This window comes from Pseudomonas sp. GW823-FHT06E10 (assembly GCF_058794995.1).
In genome coordinates this window covers 36,888-53,993 of the sequence record NZ_JBXAHJ010000016.1, presented here as the reverse complement: position 1 = coordinate 53,993, position 17,106 = coordinate 36,888, and the positions used below count along the sequence as shown (strand labels likewise).

Here is a 17,106-nt window from a genome sequence, read left to right as displayed (position 1 = left end):
CCGAATTTACAGGTATGAAATACGCCGTGCTGATCGCTACCCCGGTACCGAGGATTTTGGCGCATCGACACTGCCCGCCCTGCCGGCAACTGCCAGTGCCACGCAACAGGCCAGCAACGAGAATGCGACGAATGCGCCCATCACATGCAGGTAAGGCAACACGTGATTCCAGGCTCGAGCCACGCCCAGGAAAGCGGCGAATAGCCAACCGCTCATGGAAAGCGCACCCAACAAGGCGAGCCGCGTGCGGCCTGCACTGCGCAGTGCGACGAATGGAGCCTTTTGCAGCAGCGGGAAGCCGACTCGATGCAAGAGTGCACCGTTGAGGCTCAGCAGCGCGACGACCGTCACCTTGGCCCAGAGTTTCTGATTGAGCAGATACGCGTCGCCTTCATTGAGGTAACCCTGAAGCACCAGCAACAGTCCACTTGCCCAAAGGGCCAGCAGTGCAAGGCTGACGATCTTCTGAGTTTCATCGAGGTATTCAAGCCTCGCCTGGTCCAGTACTTCCTTGCGCCAACTCCAAAGCTTGTGATCCGCCTGCAACACCCTCCCCAGGGCAATACACGTAGCGAGCAGATGACCGTACACGAGAAGCATTTTGAGCATTGCCTTGACCTTATTATTGTTTTGGCGCTGCGTTCCCTGCTTCGCTGAATTGAAACCGAATGATACAAATTTGCAATTGCACCTTCAAGACAAATCCTCGCTAACACGCACCCACACAGACCACCATACGACCTTCGTCGTATATGGGCCGCGCACTTTGTTGTCGATCTCACAGCGTCTGGTTCGACTACCTTTCAGGGAACGGTCTCAAGGAATTGCAGACTTCCCTGTCTAAACGCTTAAACCGGAATGAATCAGGAGAAGAGCATGCGCACACTGACCGTTGCCGCATTCGTGAGTCTGGACGGCGTCATGCAAGCGCCTGGCGGGCCCGAAGAGGATTCCAGTAGCGGATTCCGCTTCGGTGGCTGGATCGTGCCCTACGCCGACAAAACCACCGGCCAGGCCGTAATGGACCTGTTTTCACAGCCATTCGAGTTGCTGCTGGGGCGTCGCACCTACGACATCTTCGCCGCCTATTGGCCGAACATTCAGGCCGATTCAACCCATCACACCATCGCTGACCTGTTCAACGCCGTCCCCAAGCATGTGGCCACCCATCGCGCCGACTCGCTGGCCTGGCACAACAGTCATGCGCTGAAGGGCAACCTGGTCGACGCGATCAACGCGCTTAAACACCAGGACGGTCCTCAGCTACTGACCCAAGGCAGCGGCGATCTGGTGCGCCAACTGCTTGCCGCCGGCCTGGTGGACGAGCTGCGGCTGATGATTCATCCCATCCTGCTGGGGCGCGGCAAGCGCCTGTTCGACGACAACGCACAAGCGTCTGCCTTCACCCTGGTGAATTCGATCAGCTCACCCGGGGGCGTGCTGATCGCCCGCTACATCCGCAGTGGCGAAGTACGCACAGGTTCGTTCGAAGGCGTCAGGCAGCGATAGCCCGCATCTGTGTCGCCCAGGTGAAATTAAGCTTGGGCTAAGGTTGCCCCTTTAGTCTTCGACACTTTCGGGTAGTCGAGCATTTCGAAGATGGGTAGTGTCGATACAAACGCCAAGCCACCGTTCAGCATCGTTCTGGTCAATTACAAAACCCCGGAGCTCACCAGGATCTGCCTGGAACTGTTGCAGGAGCATGTCCAAAAATCAGGCATTGCGGTCTGGGTGGTCGATAACGGTTCGGCGGACGCCAGCGTCGAGTATTTGCGCTCGCTCGACTGGATCAACCTGATCGAACGCGATGCCCCCACCAAAGAACCGGGGCACATCGCCCATGGCAAAGCGCTGGACATGGCGCTGGCCAGGGTCAATACCGACTACCTGTTCCTGATGCACACCGACACGTTCGTCTTCGATGCAAACGTCTTTGCGATGATGATGGACCACTGCACCAAGGATCAAAACGTCATCGCGGTCGGTTGCACGGAGCAACTCAACCGCGGACTGCCAAGGACCGTTTGGCGCTTCACTTCACGCCTGATCAAGCACCACTACCGACGCCTGAAGCAATCGCTCGGCCTGCGCTCGAAGGACCCGAAGCCCTACAAGGAAACCCACTTGAAAAGCTTTTGCACGCTATGGAATGGCAGGCTGATGAAGCAGCAGGGTTTGCATTTTCAGATCGATGACCGCGTGCCCGGTTATGAGCTGCAAGACCGCGTGATCAGGCTTGGCTACAAAGTCGTGTTCCTTTCGCCCGGCAAAATCTTCAAGTACCTGGACCACGTCCAGTCTGGCACCGTCGCTGCTGCGGGCGGATATGGCCAAGGTCATCGACGGACGAAAATGTACCAGGACATTCTCAAGCGCTTCAGTGCAACCCACTCCTCGATGTCTTGAATAAACCAGCGCCCACAAGAAAGCCCGCTGACCGTCGCCGGTTCAGTGGGCTTTTCGCAGCAGGCTGAGACTGACCTACTGCTGCAGGATAAAAGTCGCCAGGCTTTTCAGGTCGTCCGGGCTCAACTGCGCGAACGGCGGCATAGGCACATCCCCCCACTTTCCGCTGCCGCCGTGCTGGATGCTGGACATAAGCCTGTCCATTGCCTGCGGGTCCTTGGCATATTTGGCCGCCACATCGCGGTAGGCCGGGCCTACCACCTTGTGATCGGTCGCGTGGCAGGACAGACAGGCGTTGTTCTGCAGCAAGACCTTGGCATCGACTTTTGCCCCAGCCCCAGCCACCACCGGGGCGCTCGAGGCCGCCAGAACATCGGCATCATTGGCCTTCGCACTGCCGTAGGTCACCGCCAGGTAAGCGCCGATAACACTCACATCCCGGTCGCTGATCGGGGCACCGTACACGTGCTGCATCTTGCCCGCTTCAGCGGTCCACTGCGCCAGGCTCATACCAGGCGGCTGGAAGTTGATGTAGTCGGCCGAATGGCAGACGGAACACTTCTGCTGCGCCAAAGCGTAGCCAGGCATCGTGCTGGGCTTGAACGCAGCCGTTTCAGGCGGCAGCGTGATGGTCAGCGGTGCGGCGCCAGCCAGGGTCGCCAGACAAACCTGAGCCGCGCAGAGCAAGGCGGTCATGCATTTCACAAGTTTCATGCGGCCCTCCTCAGGCGACGGTCACGTGGGTGGTTTCGACGACGTGGCGGCGGTAGCCCGCTGGGTTCCAGTCGGCCTGCAGCGGTTGCGTCTCGCCAGCACTGTTGCTGGCCCGCACCATCAACGGTGTGGCGCCCTTGCCGGTAAAGGTGATCGGCAGCGTCCACTCACGGAAGGAGTAACGGCCAAGGTCCTGCCCGAGCGTGGATTCACGCCAGGTTTTTCCGCCGTCGATCGACACCTCCACCTTGTTGACCCCAAAGCCACCGTCGAACGCGATGCCCTTGAGCACCACGCTTTTGTTCAGCGGCAATACATCGCCGTGTTTAACACTGGTGATGAAACTGCGGACCGGCAATCTGGAAATCGGCTGGGTTTTCGCCGCCGTGGTGCCTGGGGCAATGCAGAAGCAATCGTTATCCGGAACCCGGTAACCCTTGGCCATGAAGAAACCGTCGTAGGTGTGGTCGACGACTTCGATCTCACTCAGGTGCTTGACCCAGTACGTGCCGAAGTAGCCTGGCACCACCAGACGAATCGGGTATCCGTTGAGAAATGGCAGGTCGGTGCCATTCATCGACCAGGCGATCATCGGCTCGCCGTCCATGGCATGGCTGATGTCCAGCGCCTTGATGAACTCCGGCGTGCTCGGCAGCACCGGTTTGTCCAGCCCACGGAAAGTCACCTGCGCGGCACCGGCTTTCACACCGGCCTTTTCCAGCACCGCCTTGAGCGGTACCCCCACCCACCGCGCATTGCCCATGGAGCCATTACCCAACTGCGCGCCGAACACCCGAGGCATCGAGAAGCCACGGCTGTTACCCGAACACTGATTGACGGCCACCACTTCCACCGGGGCGGCAAGGGCCTTGAGCTCGGCAAGGGAAAGCGACAGCGGCGTGTCGACCGAGCCCTTGATCGTCAGGCGGTAGCTGTCCGGATCGATGCTGGTAGGGAAATTGGCCAGGTGGTAACGCACGAAAAAGGCGTCATTGGGCGTGATCGGCCCTTCATTGAACACCGGGAACGGCGTCTCCAGATGCGGCGGCCGAGTGGTCACCAGGGTCAACGGGCGTTTTTGCGGGTATTGCACCAGCGGTCGTGGGCCTGCGGCAAAGGTCACGTCTTCGACGGATTCGCTGGCCGCTGCGGATTCGTCGGCTGCCCTGGCCAGGCTTGCCAACGGCGACGCCGCCAAAGCCAAAGTGAAAGCATCGCGTAAAACCCGCCGGCGGCTCGGCTGGCTGCTGTCTACAAAACTGAACTTCATTCTGCGCTCTCTATGATTGTTTTATTGAGATGCAACTGATTGTGGGAGCGAGCTTGCTCGCGATGATCGTTAACGAAAACGCGTGCTTACTGACTAAACGCAGCGCACTTGAGTCCATCGCGAGCCAGCTCGCTCCTACAAATTCCCGCCAGGGCGGAGAGGTATCAGGCTTACGGTTTCGCCTTACCGAGGTCGGAAAACAAACCAGTATCGTCAGGGCCAAACTGACTGCTTCTCATTGAGCGTCAGTGACTTGACAATTGATGACAAGAACTCCTGATATGGCCGGCGTAGACACTCCGAGTTCAAAGCGCTGCCTGTGCCATCGCCCATAAAAAAACCCACTGACCGTCGCCGGTTCAGTGGGCTTTTTCACATCAGTCTAAAAACTGCCCTCGTCTGCTGCCGCCAAGGCAATGGTCTGTCCAAATTGCATAAACGCCAGTTTGTAGGAGCGAGCTTGCTCGCGATGGACGTCAACGATAACGCGCGCTGCCTGAGTGCCCGCGTTGTCCTGGCGTTTTTCGCGAGCAGGCTCGCTCCTACAGGGAATCAGGGGTATTTCGAGGGATCCGAGAGCAAAAAAGCCCACTGACCGTCGCCGGTTCAGTGGGCTTTTTTTGATTTAGCTTCTAGTTACAGAGCCATATCACTCGCAGCATTAGCCTTCGGCGCTTTCGCATCCGTATCGACAGTCACTGGCTTCACAGCCGGCGCAATCACCGCTGGTGGCGGAGTCAGTTCCAGCACCTTGGCGGTGTAGGCCCACTCTTCAGCAACCTTCTCAGGGCTGGCGTTCAGTTGGGTGCCGTAGCTCGGCACGATCTGGTGCAGTTTTGCCTGCCACTCAGGGGTCGCGACCTTGTCCTTGAACACTTTCTGCAGCACGGTCAGCATGATCGGTGCGGCGGTCGAAGCGCCTGGGGAGGCGCCCAGCAGGCCGGCGATGCTGCCGTCTTGCGAAGCGACGATTTCGGTGCCCAGTTTCAGCACGCCACCGGCGGCTTCGTCACGCTTGATGATCTGCACGCGCTGGCCGGCCTGCCACAGGCGCCAGTCTTCAGCCTTGGCGTTCGGGAAGTATTCCTTCAGGGCGTTGAGGCGGTCTTCGTCAGACAGCATCAACTGGCCTGCCAGGTACTCGACCAGCGGGTATTCCTTGATGCCGACCTTGGTCATTGGCCACACGTTGTGGGTGGTCGTGGTGGTCAGCAGGTCCAGGTACGAACCTTCTTTCAGGAACTTGGTGCTGAAGGTCGCGAACGGGCCAAACAGGATCACGCGCTTGCCGTCCAGCACGCGGGTGTCCAGGTGCGGAACCGACATCGGCGGAGCGCCAACAGAGGCTTTGCCGTAGGCCTTGGCCAGGTGTTGCTCGGCGATGGTCGGGTTCTCGGTCACGAGGAACGAGCCGCCTACCGGGAAGCCTGCGTATTCCTTGGCTTCAGGAATGCCGGACTTCTGCAGCAGGTGCAGGGCACCGCCGCCGGCGCCGATGAACACGAACTTGGCGTCGGTTTCGGTCTTGCTGCCGTCTTTCAGGTTTTTGTAGCTGACACGCCAGCTGCCGTCTTCGTTCCGGGTGATGTCCTGTACTTCGCTGGACAGCTTCAAGTCGAACTTCGGCGTGGTTTGCAGGTGCGCAACGAACTGGCGGGTGATTTCGCCGAAGTTCACGTCGGTACCCAGCGGGCTCCAGGTGGCCGCGATCTTCTGGCTCGGGTCACGCCCTTCCATCATCAGCGGCACCCACTTTTTGATCACAGCCGGGTCTTCGGAGTACTGCATGCCGGCGAACAGCGGGCTCGCTTGCAGGGCTTCGTAGCGTTTTTTCAGGAACTTGATGTTGTCATCGCCCCACACGAAGCTCATGTGCGGTGTGGAGTTGATGAACGAACGCGGGTTCTTCAGCACGCCTTGCTGAACCTGCCAGGCCCAGAACTGACGGGAGATCTGGAACGCTTCGTTGATTTCAACGGCCTTCGGGATCGAAACCTTGCCGTTCTCGTCTTCAGGGGTGTAGTTCAGCTCGGCCAGGGCGGAGTGACCGGTACCGGCGTTGTTCCAGCCGTTGGAGCTTTCCTGGGCGACGCCGTCGAGGCGCTCGATCATTTCCATCGAAGTGCCGGGTTCCAGCTCATTGAGCCACACACCCAGGGTCGCGCTCATGATGCCGCCGCCGATCAGCAGTACGTCGACTTTCTTGGCTTCTTCGGCCTGGGCTGTCGTCATCCCCAACGACAAGGCCAGCCCCAGCAGGGCTGTGTTCACTTTCTTAAACATCTGTAGCACCTATGATAAAACGCCATCCGCCCTTCCATCCTCATGCGCACAGCCCCGTGTTTCACGGCAGTCACGGGTGCGGCACTCAAGGATTGCAGGGTGGGCACACAAGGCCGACGAACCGCATCGACCCCACTTTAATGTCCCTTCTGAACTGACTTTTTATCTTTATTGGCTTCAGCTACTTGAGCGACAGTGATTCTGCTCGCCCGTCTCAAGGACAGGAAAACTGAATAGATCAAACCAAGTTGTCGCGAAGAATATCACGACAAGGCTTACCCGCGCGTCTGTTCCCGACCGGTTAGCCCGGGCCCGGGAGCCCGGCCTTCTATACTCATCCTGTTTTTCTCAACGAATGTGTGAGCAACAGCCATCAGCAATAGGAGCAGTCATGAGCGACAAAGACGATCTGCGCAAGTACTCCTCTCAGGTAATCGACGGCGTAGAGGCCGCACCGGCACGCGCGATGCTGCGGGCCGTGGGCTTTACCGATGCAGACTTCACGAAGCCGCAGATCGGCATCGCCTCGACCTGGGCCATGGTCACGCCCTGCAACATGCACATCGACAAGCTGGCGCTCGAAGCCGAAAAAGGCGCGAATGCCGCCGGTGCCAAGGGCGTGATCTTCAACACCATCACCATTTCCGACGGCATCGCCAACGGCACCGAAGGCATGAAGTATTCGCTGGTGTCCCGCGAGGTGATCGCCGACTCCATCGAAGTGGTCACCGGTTGCGAAGGTTTCGACGGCCTGGTGACCATCGGCGGCTGCGACAAGAACATGCCGGGGTGCCTGATCGGCATGGCGCGGCTGAACCGACCTTCGATCTTTGTCTATGGCGGCACCATCCAGCCGGGGGCTGGCCACACCGACATCATTTCCGTGTTCGAGGCCGTGGGCCAACACGCGCGGGGCGACATCAGCGAGATTCAGGTCAAGCAGATCGAGGAAGTGGCGATTCCCGGTCCCGGTTCCTGTGGCGGGATGTACACCGCCAACACCATGGCCTCGGCCATTGAAGCCTTGGGCATGAGCCTGCCCGGTTCCAGCTCCCAGGACGCCATCGGCGCCGACAAGGCCTCGGACAGTTTCCGCGCCGGCCAGCAGGTCATGGAGCTGCTCAAGCTCGACCTCAAGCCTCGCGACATCATGACCCGCAAAGCCTTCGAGAACGCCATTCGCGTGGTGATCGCCCTCGCCGGCTCGACCAACGCCGTGCTGCATCTGCTGGCCATGGCCAATGCGGTGGATGTCGAACTGACCCTGGATGACTTCGTCGAGCTGGGCAAGGTTTCCCCGGTGGTCGCCGACCTGCGCCCCAGTGGCAAATACATGATGAGCGAACTGGTGGCCATCGGCGGCATTCAACCGCTGATGAAGCGCATGCTCGATGCCGGCATGCTGCACGGCGATGTGCTGACCGTCACCGGCCAGACCCTGGCGGAAAACCTGGCCAACGTACCCGACTACCCGGCCGGCCAGGACGTGATCCGGCCTTTCGACCAGCCGATCAAAAAGGACTCCCACCTGGTCATTCTGCGCGGCAACCTCTCGCCCACCGGCGCCGTGGCCAAGATCACCGGCAAGGAAGGCCTGCGCTTCGAAGGCACGGCCCGGGTCTATCACGGCGAAGAAGGTGCACTGGCCGGCATTCTCAATGGCGAAGTCCAGCCCGGCGAAGTGATCGTGATCCGCTACGAAGGGCCAAAGGGTGGCCCGGGCATGCGCGAAATGCTCTCGCCGACGTCGGCGGTCATGGGCAAGGGCCTGGGCAAGGAGGTTGCGCTGATCACCGACGGGCGTTTTTCCGGCGGTTCCCACGGTTTCGTGGTCGGTCACATCACGCCGGAAGCCTTTGAGGGCGGACCGATTGCACTGGTCGAGAATGGCGACAGGATCATCATCGATGCTGAAACCCGGCTGATCACGGTGGATGTCTCCGATGCCGTGCTGGCCGAGCGCAAGTCGCGCTGGGTGCGGCCGCCATCCAAGTACACACGCGGGGTGTTGGCCAAGTATGCGAAGACGGTTTCCAGTGCTTCGGAGGGGGCTGTGACGGATAAGTATCTTTAGGCCGCTGGTCCTGCGTTTTCTGGGCTATTGCCATCGCGAGCAAGCTCGCTCCCACAGTTGATCTCCATTTGCCGAAGATCCCCTGTGGGAGCGAGCTTGCTCGCGATGGCGTCCTGTCAGGCAACCTCTACCTCAAAACCTGAACCGATCAACCGACCGCGACAGCTGCCCCGCCGAAGCCGTCCACCCGATCACCTTGCAGTCGTCACCGGTTGCTTTTGCGCCATGCCCCGCAAAGACACCAGCAACAGGCTGACAAACGCACCGGCGACCGCGATGGCCATGTCCTTTTGCGAATCCCAGGGATCGTTTTGCGCACCGACGAAGGCCTTCGCCGTGTCTTTGCCCAGGAAAGCACCGCCGATCCATTCCACCAGCTCGTACAAGGCGGATGTCGACAGCATGATGTTCAGGGTCACGAAAAACAGCCAGAACCCGCGCAGTGGCGTCAGCCGCCACAGCACTTCGCGCACCGGATAAACCAGCAGCAGCCCATAGCTCAGATGTACCAGGCGGTCGTAGTGATTGCGATGAGCACCTGTCGCCCGGTCGAAACTGAAGCCCAACCACGCCGAAGACCATTGTTCGTAAGGCACCAGGGAATAGGTGTAGTGGGCGCCCAGTTCATGCACGCACAGAAACGCAAACACCAGCGTGATGGACACCGCAGACAAGCGGAACCGCCGTGAAACCGCCACCAGCGTCCCCACCAGCAACAGCACCAGCAGGTTCTCCAGCGCCCAGTCCACGCGGCTGCGGGGAGCAAAACCCGACACCACGACAATCACCAGAAACACCATGAGCAACGTCAGGTCGTGCCGTAAACGCGGGTCAGGCTGCATGGCGCAATACCTCGAAGTCAGGGCATCGCCCTTTTAACTTCGAGGTACGGTCACCGGGCAAGTTCGCTTTTTTCCTCCATCGCATGCTACGTTGTACGATGACTGACGAATACTCGAGCAGTCGTCGCGCTATCCCTACAACAACAAGGAAACACCCATGAAAAAAGCAACAGTGCTGATTGGTTTTCTGTGCCTGTTCAGCGGCTACGTCGCCGCCACCCCGGCCGCCGCGGACAAAGACGTGGCCCAGGCGGTCGACCACCTGACCCAGGCCATGCTGCACAAAGACATCCCGGAGCTGAACGCCTTGACCGCCGAGAACCTGACCTACGGGCATTCCAGCGGCAAGATCCAGGACAAGCAGGCCTTCATCGCCGACATCGAAACCGGCAAAAGCGCCTTCAAGACCCTTGAGATGCAAAACCAGACCATTACCGTCTCGGGCGATGTCGCGCTGGTCCGCCACCACTTCTCGGCCCAAGCGCTCAAAGGCACCGAAGTGGTGCCGACGGAAATCGAAAACTTCCAGATCTGGCAAAAGCAGAACGGCAAATGGCTGCTGGTAGGACGGCAAGCGTTCAAGTTCTGATGCATTGCTAAAACCACCCCATAACCTGTGGGAGCGAGCTTGCTCGCGATAGCGTCATGCCAGTCGACATTGATGTTGAATGGACTACCGAATCGCGAGCAAGCTCGCTCCCACAGGTTCAGCGTCACTTCAGATTGATCGCGATCATAAGACGATCAGGTATTGGTTTTCAGCTTGGTCCACAACCTCGTGCTCAACCGTGCGATGGCCGCGGGCAAGTCCTCGACGGTGAACAGCTTGTCCATCACGTTTTTCGGCGGGTAGATCGCCAGGTCCTGCTTCACCGCCGGGTCAACGAAGGCATCCGCCGCACTGTTGGGGTTGGCGTAATGGATGCTGTTGCTGATGTTGGCAATCACCTTCGGCTCCAGCAGGTAGTTCATGTAGGCGTAGCCGTTGCGCTCATGGGGCGCGTTCTTGGGCATGACCACCATGTCCAGCCACAAGGTGGAACCCTCGTCCGGGATCGAGTAGGCAATATCGATCCCGTTTTTCGCCTCCCTGGCACTGGCGGCGGCCTGCACGATGTCGCCGTTGAAACCGATCACCGCGCAGACGTTACCGTTGGCCAGGTCGCTGATGTATTTGGACGCATGGAAATACTGGACGTAAGGCCGGATCTTCAGCAGCGCCTGCTCGGCTTTCTTGTAGTCGGCAGGCTCATGGCTGTGGGGCGGCAGGCCCAGATAGTTAAGCGTGATCGGCAGGATCTGCGTCGGGTTGTCGATGATCGCCACCCCACATTCGCTGAGTTTCTTGATGTTGTTCTCGTCGAAAAACAGGCTCCAGGAGCGAGTTACGTCGGTATTGCCGAAGATCGCCTTGATCTTCTCGACGTTGTAACCGATGCCCGCCGTGCCCCACATGTAGGGGTAGCCGTACTGGTTGCCCGGATCGTTGACCTCAAGCTTCTTCATCAACGCCGGGTCGAGGTTTTTCCAGTTGGGCAACTGGCTCCGGTCGAGTTTCTGGATGGCACCGGCCTTGATCAGGCGCGACAGGAAGTGGTTCGACGGGCTGACCACGTCATACCCGGTGTTGCCGGTCATCAGCTTCGATTCCAGCACTTCGTTGCTGTCGTGGATGTCGTAGGTCGCCTTGATCCCGGTTTCCTTGTTGAAGTTGACCAGGGTGTCGTCGGCGATGTAGCCGTTCCAGTTGGAAATATTGACGGTTTCGTCGGCATGAGTCACGGCGGAAAAGGTCGAGATCAGGGCCACAAGGGAAAGCGTATTGACGCGCATGTTGAATCACCTTCGATGGGAAGTGCTTTTGTTCTTGTTGTGAAACGGGTGTTTTCAGATTTCGCTTCTGGCCCGGACCGCTTCCACGCGCATACGCAGCATGGCACCGATATCGAGCAACGGCTTGGGCGGCAGCCAGCCGGGTTGTGCCCGTTGAATGACCGAGTGCAGCAACGGCGAATCACGACCCGAGGCCAGCTCCGCCAGCAAGCGGCCCCACAGCGTGCCCCGTGCCACGCCGGAACCATTGCACCCGGCCACGGCGAAAACGCCCTCCTCGACTTTGCCGAAATACGGCTGCCCGGAACGCGAAGCGCTGAGATGACCGGTCCAGGTGTATTCGATGTCCTGCTCGCCGAGCATCGGGAAACGTCGTTGCAACCCCAGCACATGGTGCTGGCGGCGGATCGACAATTCGCTCAATGAAAGATCCCGCGAGCGGTATTCCGCGGTGTTGCGAATCATCACCCGGCGATCCGGGGTCAGGCGCACCGTGGCGCCCAACGGGCGGGTCGACAGCACGCCCCAGGACGCTGGCGCACCAAGGGTTTGAAACTCTTGATCGCTGAGCGGCCGCGTAAGGCTGGCGCTGAGTTCCATTGCGAAGGTGCCGCTGTCATCGATGCCCGCGCGAGGGATAAAGGCGTTCAGGCAGACCAAAACCTGTCTGGCTTCGACACTGCCGTTTTGGCCCCGGGCGCGAATCCGGCCGTCACCCAGGCGCTCAAGACCTGCGATATCGGTGTTCTCGTAGACCGTCACTGTCGGCGGCAGGGCATCGAGCAAGCCCCGAACGTACTTCGCCGGTTGCAGCAGCGCATTGCCGTTGCCGCACCAGATCGCGGCGCGGTAGTGCCGGCTGCCGAGTTTTTCGATCAATGGCTCGCCTTGCAGAAATTGCGCGCTGGCGCCAACGGCACGCAGGGTCTGCAGCTTGGCCTCGACGTGAGTCAGCTTGCGTGGGTCGCTGACGGCGAAGAAGTAGCCCGATTCCCTGAAGTCGCATTCGATGCCATGGCGGGTGATCTGCTTGCGGACTTCGTCGGCGGCTGCGCGGCCGATTGCCGTATCCGCTTGATACCCGGCGAACCCGTCGCTACCCACTAGTTCGCCAGCGGCGGGATGCTCATGAGCCACCACAAAACCGGAGTTGCGCGCCGAAGCGCCTTGCGCGGCACGCTGGCGGTCAACAACCACGATACGTGCCTGGGGGTGCATTTGCGCCAGAGCGTGCGCCGCACTGAGGCCGGTGATGCCAGCACCGATCACCAGCCAATCGGCTTGCTGCGCGCCTTTGAGCGGCTCGCGCAAGGGGGAACTCCCCGCTTGCGCAATCCAGCCACAGATATTTTCCATGTGTCACCTCAGGTTCTTGTTCTGCGAACCGTCTCGATCCAAAACAGCACGGCATGCAGAATTTGCATAAGCTGTTTTCGAGGACGGTGGCAATGACTAGAATCTAAAGGCTCAAAACGCAGGCAACCAACGTTATTAAATCATCGAGGCATTCTGAAAACGCATGGACAAGATTCGCCACGTGCCTTCGCTGCAGGGCTTGCAGGCTTTGGTCGAGGTTGCCGGGTCAGGCAGCTTCACCCAAGCGGCGCAAAAGCTCTGCCTGACCCAGAGCGCGGTGAGCCGACAGATTCAGCAACTGGAGAGCCACTTTGGCCTGCCGCTGTTTGTCAGGAGCAGCCGCAGCCTTCAACTGACCGCCGAGGGCGAACAGGTACTGGCCAGCGCCCGCAGCATCCTTGAACAGTTGCGCACCCTCGAAGACCGGCTCGCGCCGCAAAAACGCCCGTTCCGCATTCGCATGCACGTGTCACTGGCGGTGCGCTGGCTGCTGCCCAAACTGAGCGATTTCTACCGGCATCACCCGGACGTATCCCTGGCAATCGAAACCGTGGCCACCGAAGTGGTCGAGCCGGCCAGCGACAGTGACGCCTACATTCTCTATCTGCCTGAGCCGTCCACAGCGCCCGATTGCCTGACCCTGTTCGAAGAGGCATTGGTGCCCGTGTGCGCACCAGGGCTCGGCACCAACAACCGGCCATTGGCTTCGCAAGAAGATCTGTCGGGTTTCGCGTTGCTGCACCGCTCCTCTGATCAACATGACTGGAAGGTCTGGCTGTCAGCCCATGGTGGCATGTCGCTGCATGACTACCGGCACATCCCTTTCAACCTCGACGAACTGGCACTCGATGCCGCCGCCCGGGGCCTGGGCGTGGCGATGACCGACATGACCCTGGCGGGTGAGTCGATTCAACGGGGCGAACTGGTGATTCCGTTCGGGGAGCCGTTGAAGACACGGGGGATCTACTCGTTGTGCCTGCAACCCTCGGCGGCATCGCACCCAGCCTGCGCACCGGTCATGCAATGGTTTGCCGCGCAAACCACAACACCGCCAGTCAACTAAGCCCCAGAATCTGTGGGAGCGAGCTTGCTCGCGATGAGGGCGTGCCAGTCGGTATCACAGGTGTCTGACACACCGCTATCGCGAGCAAGCTCGCTCCCACAGGAATTGCGCATCGCAGGACTCAATCATCCTCATGCAACTTGATGCCGCGTTTATGCAACACATAGGGCACCAGCAGCACCAGCAACGTCAGGGCGAGGAAGAATGCCGAGATCGGTTGCGTGACGAACACCGTCCAGTCGCCCTGGCTGATGGACAAGGCGTTACGCAGTTGTTTCTCGGCCATCGGCCCCAGCAGCATGCCGACGATCACGGGGGCGACGGGGAAGTCGAAACGCCGCATCAACACCCCGCCCCAGCCAATGGCCAACATCAGTATCAGGTCGAAGGATGAGTGGCGCATGCCGTACACGCCAATGGTGGCGAACACCAGGATGCCGGCATTCAGGTATGGCCGGGGGATTTGCAGCAGTTTGACCCACAGCCCCACCAGCGGCAGGTTCAACACCAGCAGGATGACGTTGCCGATGTACAGCGACGCCACCAATGTCCAGACCAGGTCGGCGGAGGTTTCGAACAGCATCGGCCCCGGTTGCAGGTTGTAGTTCTGGAACGCCGCCAGCAGGATCGCCGCGGTAGCGGACGTCGGGATACCCAAGGTCAGCAACGGCACCAAAGACCCGGTCGCGCTGGCGTTGTTGGCCGCTTCCGGGCCGGCGACGCCTTCGATGGCGCCCTCGCCCTTGTTGGCGGAAAACTCCTTGGGATACTTGCTGAGCTTGCGCTCGGCGGAATAGGACAAAAAGGTTGGAATCTCGGCGCCACCGGCCGGAATCGAACCAAACGGGAAACCGATCAGCGTGCCCCGAAGCCACGCGGGCACCGAGCGTTTCCAGTCCGCGCGGGTCATCCACATCGAAGTCAGGCGATGCCGTCCTTCGTTTGATTCCCCTTGATAGAGCAGGCTGTACAAGGCCTCGCCCACCGCGAACAAGCCGACCGCCACCAGCACCACTTCGATGCCGTCCACCAGTTCGGGCACGCCGAGGGTGTAGCGGGCAATGCCCGAGGTCGAGTCCAGCCCGATCAAACCGATGGTCAACCCGACGCCGAGCGAAGCGAACCCGCGCAGCATCGAAGCGCCGAGCACTGCCGACACGGTGGTGAACGACAGCACCAGGATCGCGAAATATTCGGTCGGCCCAAAATTCAGGGCCAGCCTGGCCACGACGGGTGCGAACAGGGTCAGCAAAACGGTGGCGATGGTGCCGGCGACGAACGAGCCTATCGCCGCCGTTGCCAGCGCAGGTCCCGCCCGGCCGTTGCGCGCCATCAGGTTGCCTTCCAGGGCCGTGACCATGGAGGACGATTCACCGGGTGTGTTGAGCAGGATCGAGGTGGTCGAGCCACCGAACTGTGCGCCGTAATAGATACCGGCGAACATGATTAGCGCGCCGGTGGGGTCGACCTTGGCGGTGATCGGCAACAGCAGGGCCACCGTCAGCGCCGGACCGATCCCCGGCAATACGCCGATGGCGGTGCCGAGCAGGCAGCCGATGAACCCCCACATCAGATTGATCGGCGTCAGTGCCGAGGAAAACCCCATCGCCAGGCTTGAAAGAATGTCCACGGTGTCGATCTCCTTTCAAAGCCAAATGTTGATCAGCGACGGCAGGGAAACCCCCAGCCCGGCGTTGAACAGCCAATAGATCGGCAAGGTCAAGGCAATGCCGATGGCCAGGTCCCGCACGGGATGACGGCTGCCAAAACCCCGCGCCGAACAGGCGAACAGCAACCCGGCGGCCAGTACGAAACCGATCAAGTTGATCAGCAGGGCCACCCCAACCAACCCTCCAGTAACCCAGGCGGCTCCGGATTTACCGCCAGGGATCGCACCATTGCCGCTGTCCAGTTCGCGAAAGCCGCCGGTGAGCGCCTGATAACTGAGCAACAGGCCCACCACGCCGAGAAAGCCGGCGACGATCCAGGGATAGACGTAAGCCGGCAGAATCACGAAGCCCATCTCGGCTGGAAAGCGGTTGGCCCCCACGGCCAGCAAGGCGCTAAGGGCGATCAGTCCAAGGCCGATCGCCAATTGCGTCGGTACGATTGCGCGTGACCCGGCCATCTCAAAGCAGCCCGACCTTGACCAGCATCGCCCGCAGACGCACGTGCTCTTCGTCGACGAACTTGCCGAAGTCATCACCGGTCAACACGCTCTCGGTCCAGGCATTGGTTTTAATGTTGTCTTGCCAGACTTTGCTTTTGCTGGCGGTCACGACCGCGTCCGTCACTTCTTTACGCTGCTCGGCTGTGAGGTTCGCAGCACCGTAGACACCGCGCCAATTGCCGATGATCACGTCGTAGCCGCTTTCCTTGAGGGTCGGCGCATCGATCCCCGGGACACGCTCGGGCGCACCGATGGCCAGCACCCGGATCTGGCCGTTCTTGATGTATTGACCCAGTTCGGCGTAGCCCCCGGTGAGCACCTTGATCTGGCCGCCCAGGGTCTGGGCCACGATTTCACCCCCGCCGCCGGTGGCGATGTAATTGACCTTGTTGACCGGGACATCCAGTTTGCCAGCCAGCTCGGCGATGCCGATGTGGTCGATCGACCCCTTGGAACCACCGCCAAAGGTGACGCCGGTGGGCTTTTCCTTGAAGTCCTTGATCAGGTCATCGAGGGTCTTGTATGGCGAATCCTTGCGCACGGCAATCACGTTGTACTCGGTGAACAGCCGGGCAATGGGCGTCACATCCTTCAGGCTGATCTGCGGTTTGTTCTGTTCGATCCCCGCGACCATGATCGCGCCGACCACCAGCAATGCGTTCGGGTCACCCTTGGTGCTGTTGGCAAATTGCGCCAGCCCCAGGGTCCCGCCCGCCCCGCCCTTGTTCTCGAAGGTCGCGGACTTGGCCGTATTGGCCTCGACCATGGCCTTGCCCAGCACCCGGGCGGTCTGGTCGTAACCACCGCCCACCGAACCCGGGGCCATGAATTTCACGGTATCCAGCGCGAAGGCTGGTGCGACCAGCACGGCAGCGGTCAAACCGGCGGCCATGCAGCGACTGAAACGACGGATCAAGGCGGACATGGGATCTCCTGATTACATTGTTTTTATCGGTGCCGCTTGCCCATCGAGGTGTGCGATGGACCGGGGCCTGCAAACAAGCTTAGGCCATGGATTCATGGGTTGACTTGTTTTGCTGAAACCACCCGCCAAAGGCGCCGCCCCCCCTTGTAGGAGCCCCCTGTGGGAGCGAG

15 protein-coding genes are annotated in these 17,106 nt (G+C 60.3%); 5 read left to right on the top strand and 10 right to left on the bottom strand.

From position 1 onward, the window contains the following. Window positions 1–36 precede the first annotated feature (36 nt). A complete protein-coding gene (locus AC1Q6Y_RS23015; RefSeq protein ID WP_218498384.1) occupies window positions 37–609 on the bottom strand; it encodes a hypothetical protein in 573 nt (190 codons plus the stop codon). Between the two features lie 267 nt (window positions 610–876). Here AC1Q6Y_RS23015 and AC1Q6Y_RS23010 point away from each other — a divergent pair, with 267 nt between their 5' ends. Together AC1Q6Y_RS23010 and AC1Q6Y_RS23005 are read left to right on the top strand one after the other, a co-directional pair. After that, window positions 877–1,509 (top strand): dihydrofolate reductase family protein, encoded by a 633-nt coding sequence (locus AC1Q6Y_RS23010; RefSeq protein WP_492625218.1) that lies wholly within the window; start codon window positions 877–879, stop codon window positions 1,507–1,509. Between the two features lie 90 nt (window positions 1,510–1,599). Beyond that, on the top strand, window positions 1,600–2,406 hold the full coding sequence (locus tag AC1Q6Y_RS23005; RefSeq protein ID WP_218498382.1) for a glycosyltransferase family 2 protein: 807 nt from the start codon (window positions 1,600–1,602) through the stop codon (window positions 2,404–2,406). A 75-nt stretch (window positions 2,407–2,481) separates the two neighbouring features. Here the strand turns inward: AC1Q6Y_RS23005 and sorB are convergent, their stop codons facing one another. The 3 genes from sorB to mqo form a co-directional block, all read right to left on the bottom strand. Then, window positions 2,482–3,120, bottom strand: a complete 639-nt coding sequence (sorB, locus tag AC1Q6Y_RS23000; RefSeq protein WP_492625217.1) for a SorB family sulfite dehydrogenase c-type cytochrome subunit — start codon at window positions 3,118–3,120, stop codon at window positions 2,482–2,484. 10 nt (window positions 3,121–3,130) lie between these two features. After that, on the bottom strand, window positions 3,131–4,390 hold the full coding sequence (sorA, locus tag AC1Q6Y_RS22995) for a SorA family sulfite dehydrogenase catalytic subunit (protein WP_492625216.1): 1,260 nt from the start codon (window positions 4,388–4,390) through the stop codon (window positions 3,131–3,133). 636 nt (window positions 4,391–5,026) lie between these two features. Then, a complete protein-coding gene (mqo, locus tag AC1Q6Y_RS22990) occupies window positions 5,027–6,673 on the bottom strand; it encodes a malate dehydrogenase (quinone) (protein ID WP_150815240.1) in 1,647 nt (548 codons plus the stop codon). Window positions 6,674–7,064: 391 nt separating this feature from the next. Between mqo and ilvD the strand changes: the two genes are divergently transcribed. Further along, a complete protein-coding gene (gene ilvD, locus AC1Q6Y_RS22985) occupies window positions 7,065–8,747 on the top strand; it encodes a dihydroxy-acid dehydratase (RefSeq protein WP_492625215.1) in 1,683 nt (560 codons plus the stop codon). Between the two features lie 191 nt (window positions 8,748–8,938). Here the strand turns inward: ilvD and AC1Q6Y_RS22980 are convergent, their stop codons facing one another. Next, complete coding sequence (locus AC1Q6Y_RS22980; protein WP_150815242.1) at window positions 8,939–9,589, bottom strand: DUF2238 domain-containing protein; 651 nt, start codon at window positions 9,587–9,589, stop codon at window positions 8,939–8,941. Window positions 9,590–9,746: 157 nt separating this feature from the next. Between AC1Q6Y_RS22980 and AC1Q6Y_RS22975 the strand changes: the two genes are divergently transcribed. Then, complete coding sequence (locus AC1Q6Y_RS22975; RefSeq protein WP_102672517.1) at window positions 9,747–10,178, top strand: nuclear transport factor 2 family protein; 432 nt, start codon at window positions 9,747–9,749, stop codon at window positions 10,176–10,178. A gap of 155 nt (window positions 10,179–10,333) precedes the next feature. On the opposite strand, the gene AC1Q6Y_RS22970 is transcribed toward AC1Q6Y_RS22975, so the two are convergent. Beyond that, a complete protein-coding gene (locus AC1Q6Y_RS22970; RefSeq protein ID WP_492588081.1) occupies window positions 10,334–11,422 on the bottom strand; it encodes a polyamine ABC transporter substrate-binding protein in 1,089 nt (362 codons plus the stop codon). 54 nt (window positions 11,423–11,476) lie between these two features. Then, window positions 11,477–12,778 (bottom strand): NAD(P)/FAD-dependent oxidoreductase, encoded by a 1,302-nt coding sequence (locus tag AC1Q6Y_RS22965; protein ID WP_492625214.1) that lies wholly within the window; start codon window positions 12,776–12,778, stop codon window positions 11,477–11,479. Window positions 12,779–12,941: 163 nt separating this feature from the next. Here AC1Q6Y_RS22965 and AC1Q6Y_RS22960 point away from each other — a divergent pair, with 163 nt between their 5' ends. Continuing rightward, window positions 12,942–13,841 (top strand): LysR substrate-binding domain-containing protein, encoded by a 900-nt coding sequence (locus tag AC1Q6Y_RS22960; RefSeq protein WP_492625213.1) that lies wholly within the window; start codon window positions 12,942–12,944, stop codon window positions 13,839–13,841. Between the two features lie 121 nt (window positions 13,842–13,962). Here AC1Q6Y_RS22960 and AC1Q6Y_RS22955 read toward each other — a convergent pair whose 3' ends face one another. The 3 genes from AC1Q6Y_RS22955 to AC1Q6Y_RS22945 are packed head-to-tail and all read right to left on the bottom strand — an operon-like array spanning window position 13,963 to window position 16,936. Continuing rightward, a complete protein-coding gene (locus AC1Q6Y_RS22955; RefSeq protein ID WP_492625212.1) occupies window positions 13,963–15,471 on the bottom strand; it encodes a tripartite tricarboxylate transporter permease in 1,509 nt (502 codons plus the stop codon). Window positions 15,472–15,486: 15 nt separating this feature from the next. Continuing rightward, window positions 15,487–15,969: a tripartite tricarboxylate transporter TctB family protein gene (locus AC1Q6Y_RS22950; protein ID WP_154910566.1), complete on the bottom strand. Its 483-nt coding sequence runs from the start codon at window positions 15,967–15,969 to the stop codon at window positions 15,487–15,489. A gap of 1 nt (window position 15,970) precedes the next feature. Continuing rightward, window positions 15,971–16,936 carry a Bug family tripartite tricarboxylate transporter substrate binding protein gene (locus AC1Q6Y_RS22945; protein WP_057715393.1) on the bottom strand — a complete coding sequence of 322 codons (966 nt, stop codon included), beginning with the start codon at window positions 16,934–16,936 and terminating at the stop codon, window positions 15,971–15,973. Window positions 16,937–17,106 lie beyond the last annotated feature (170 nt).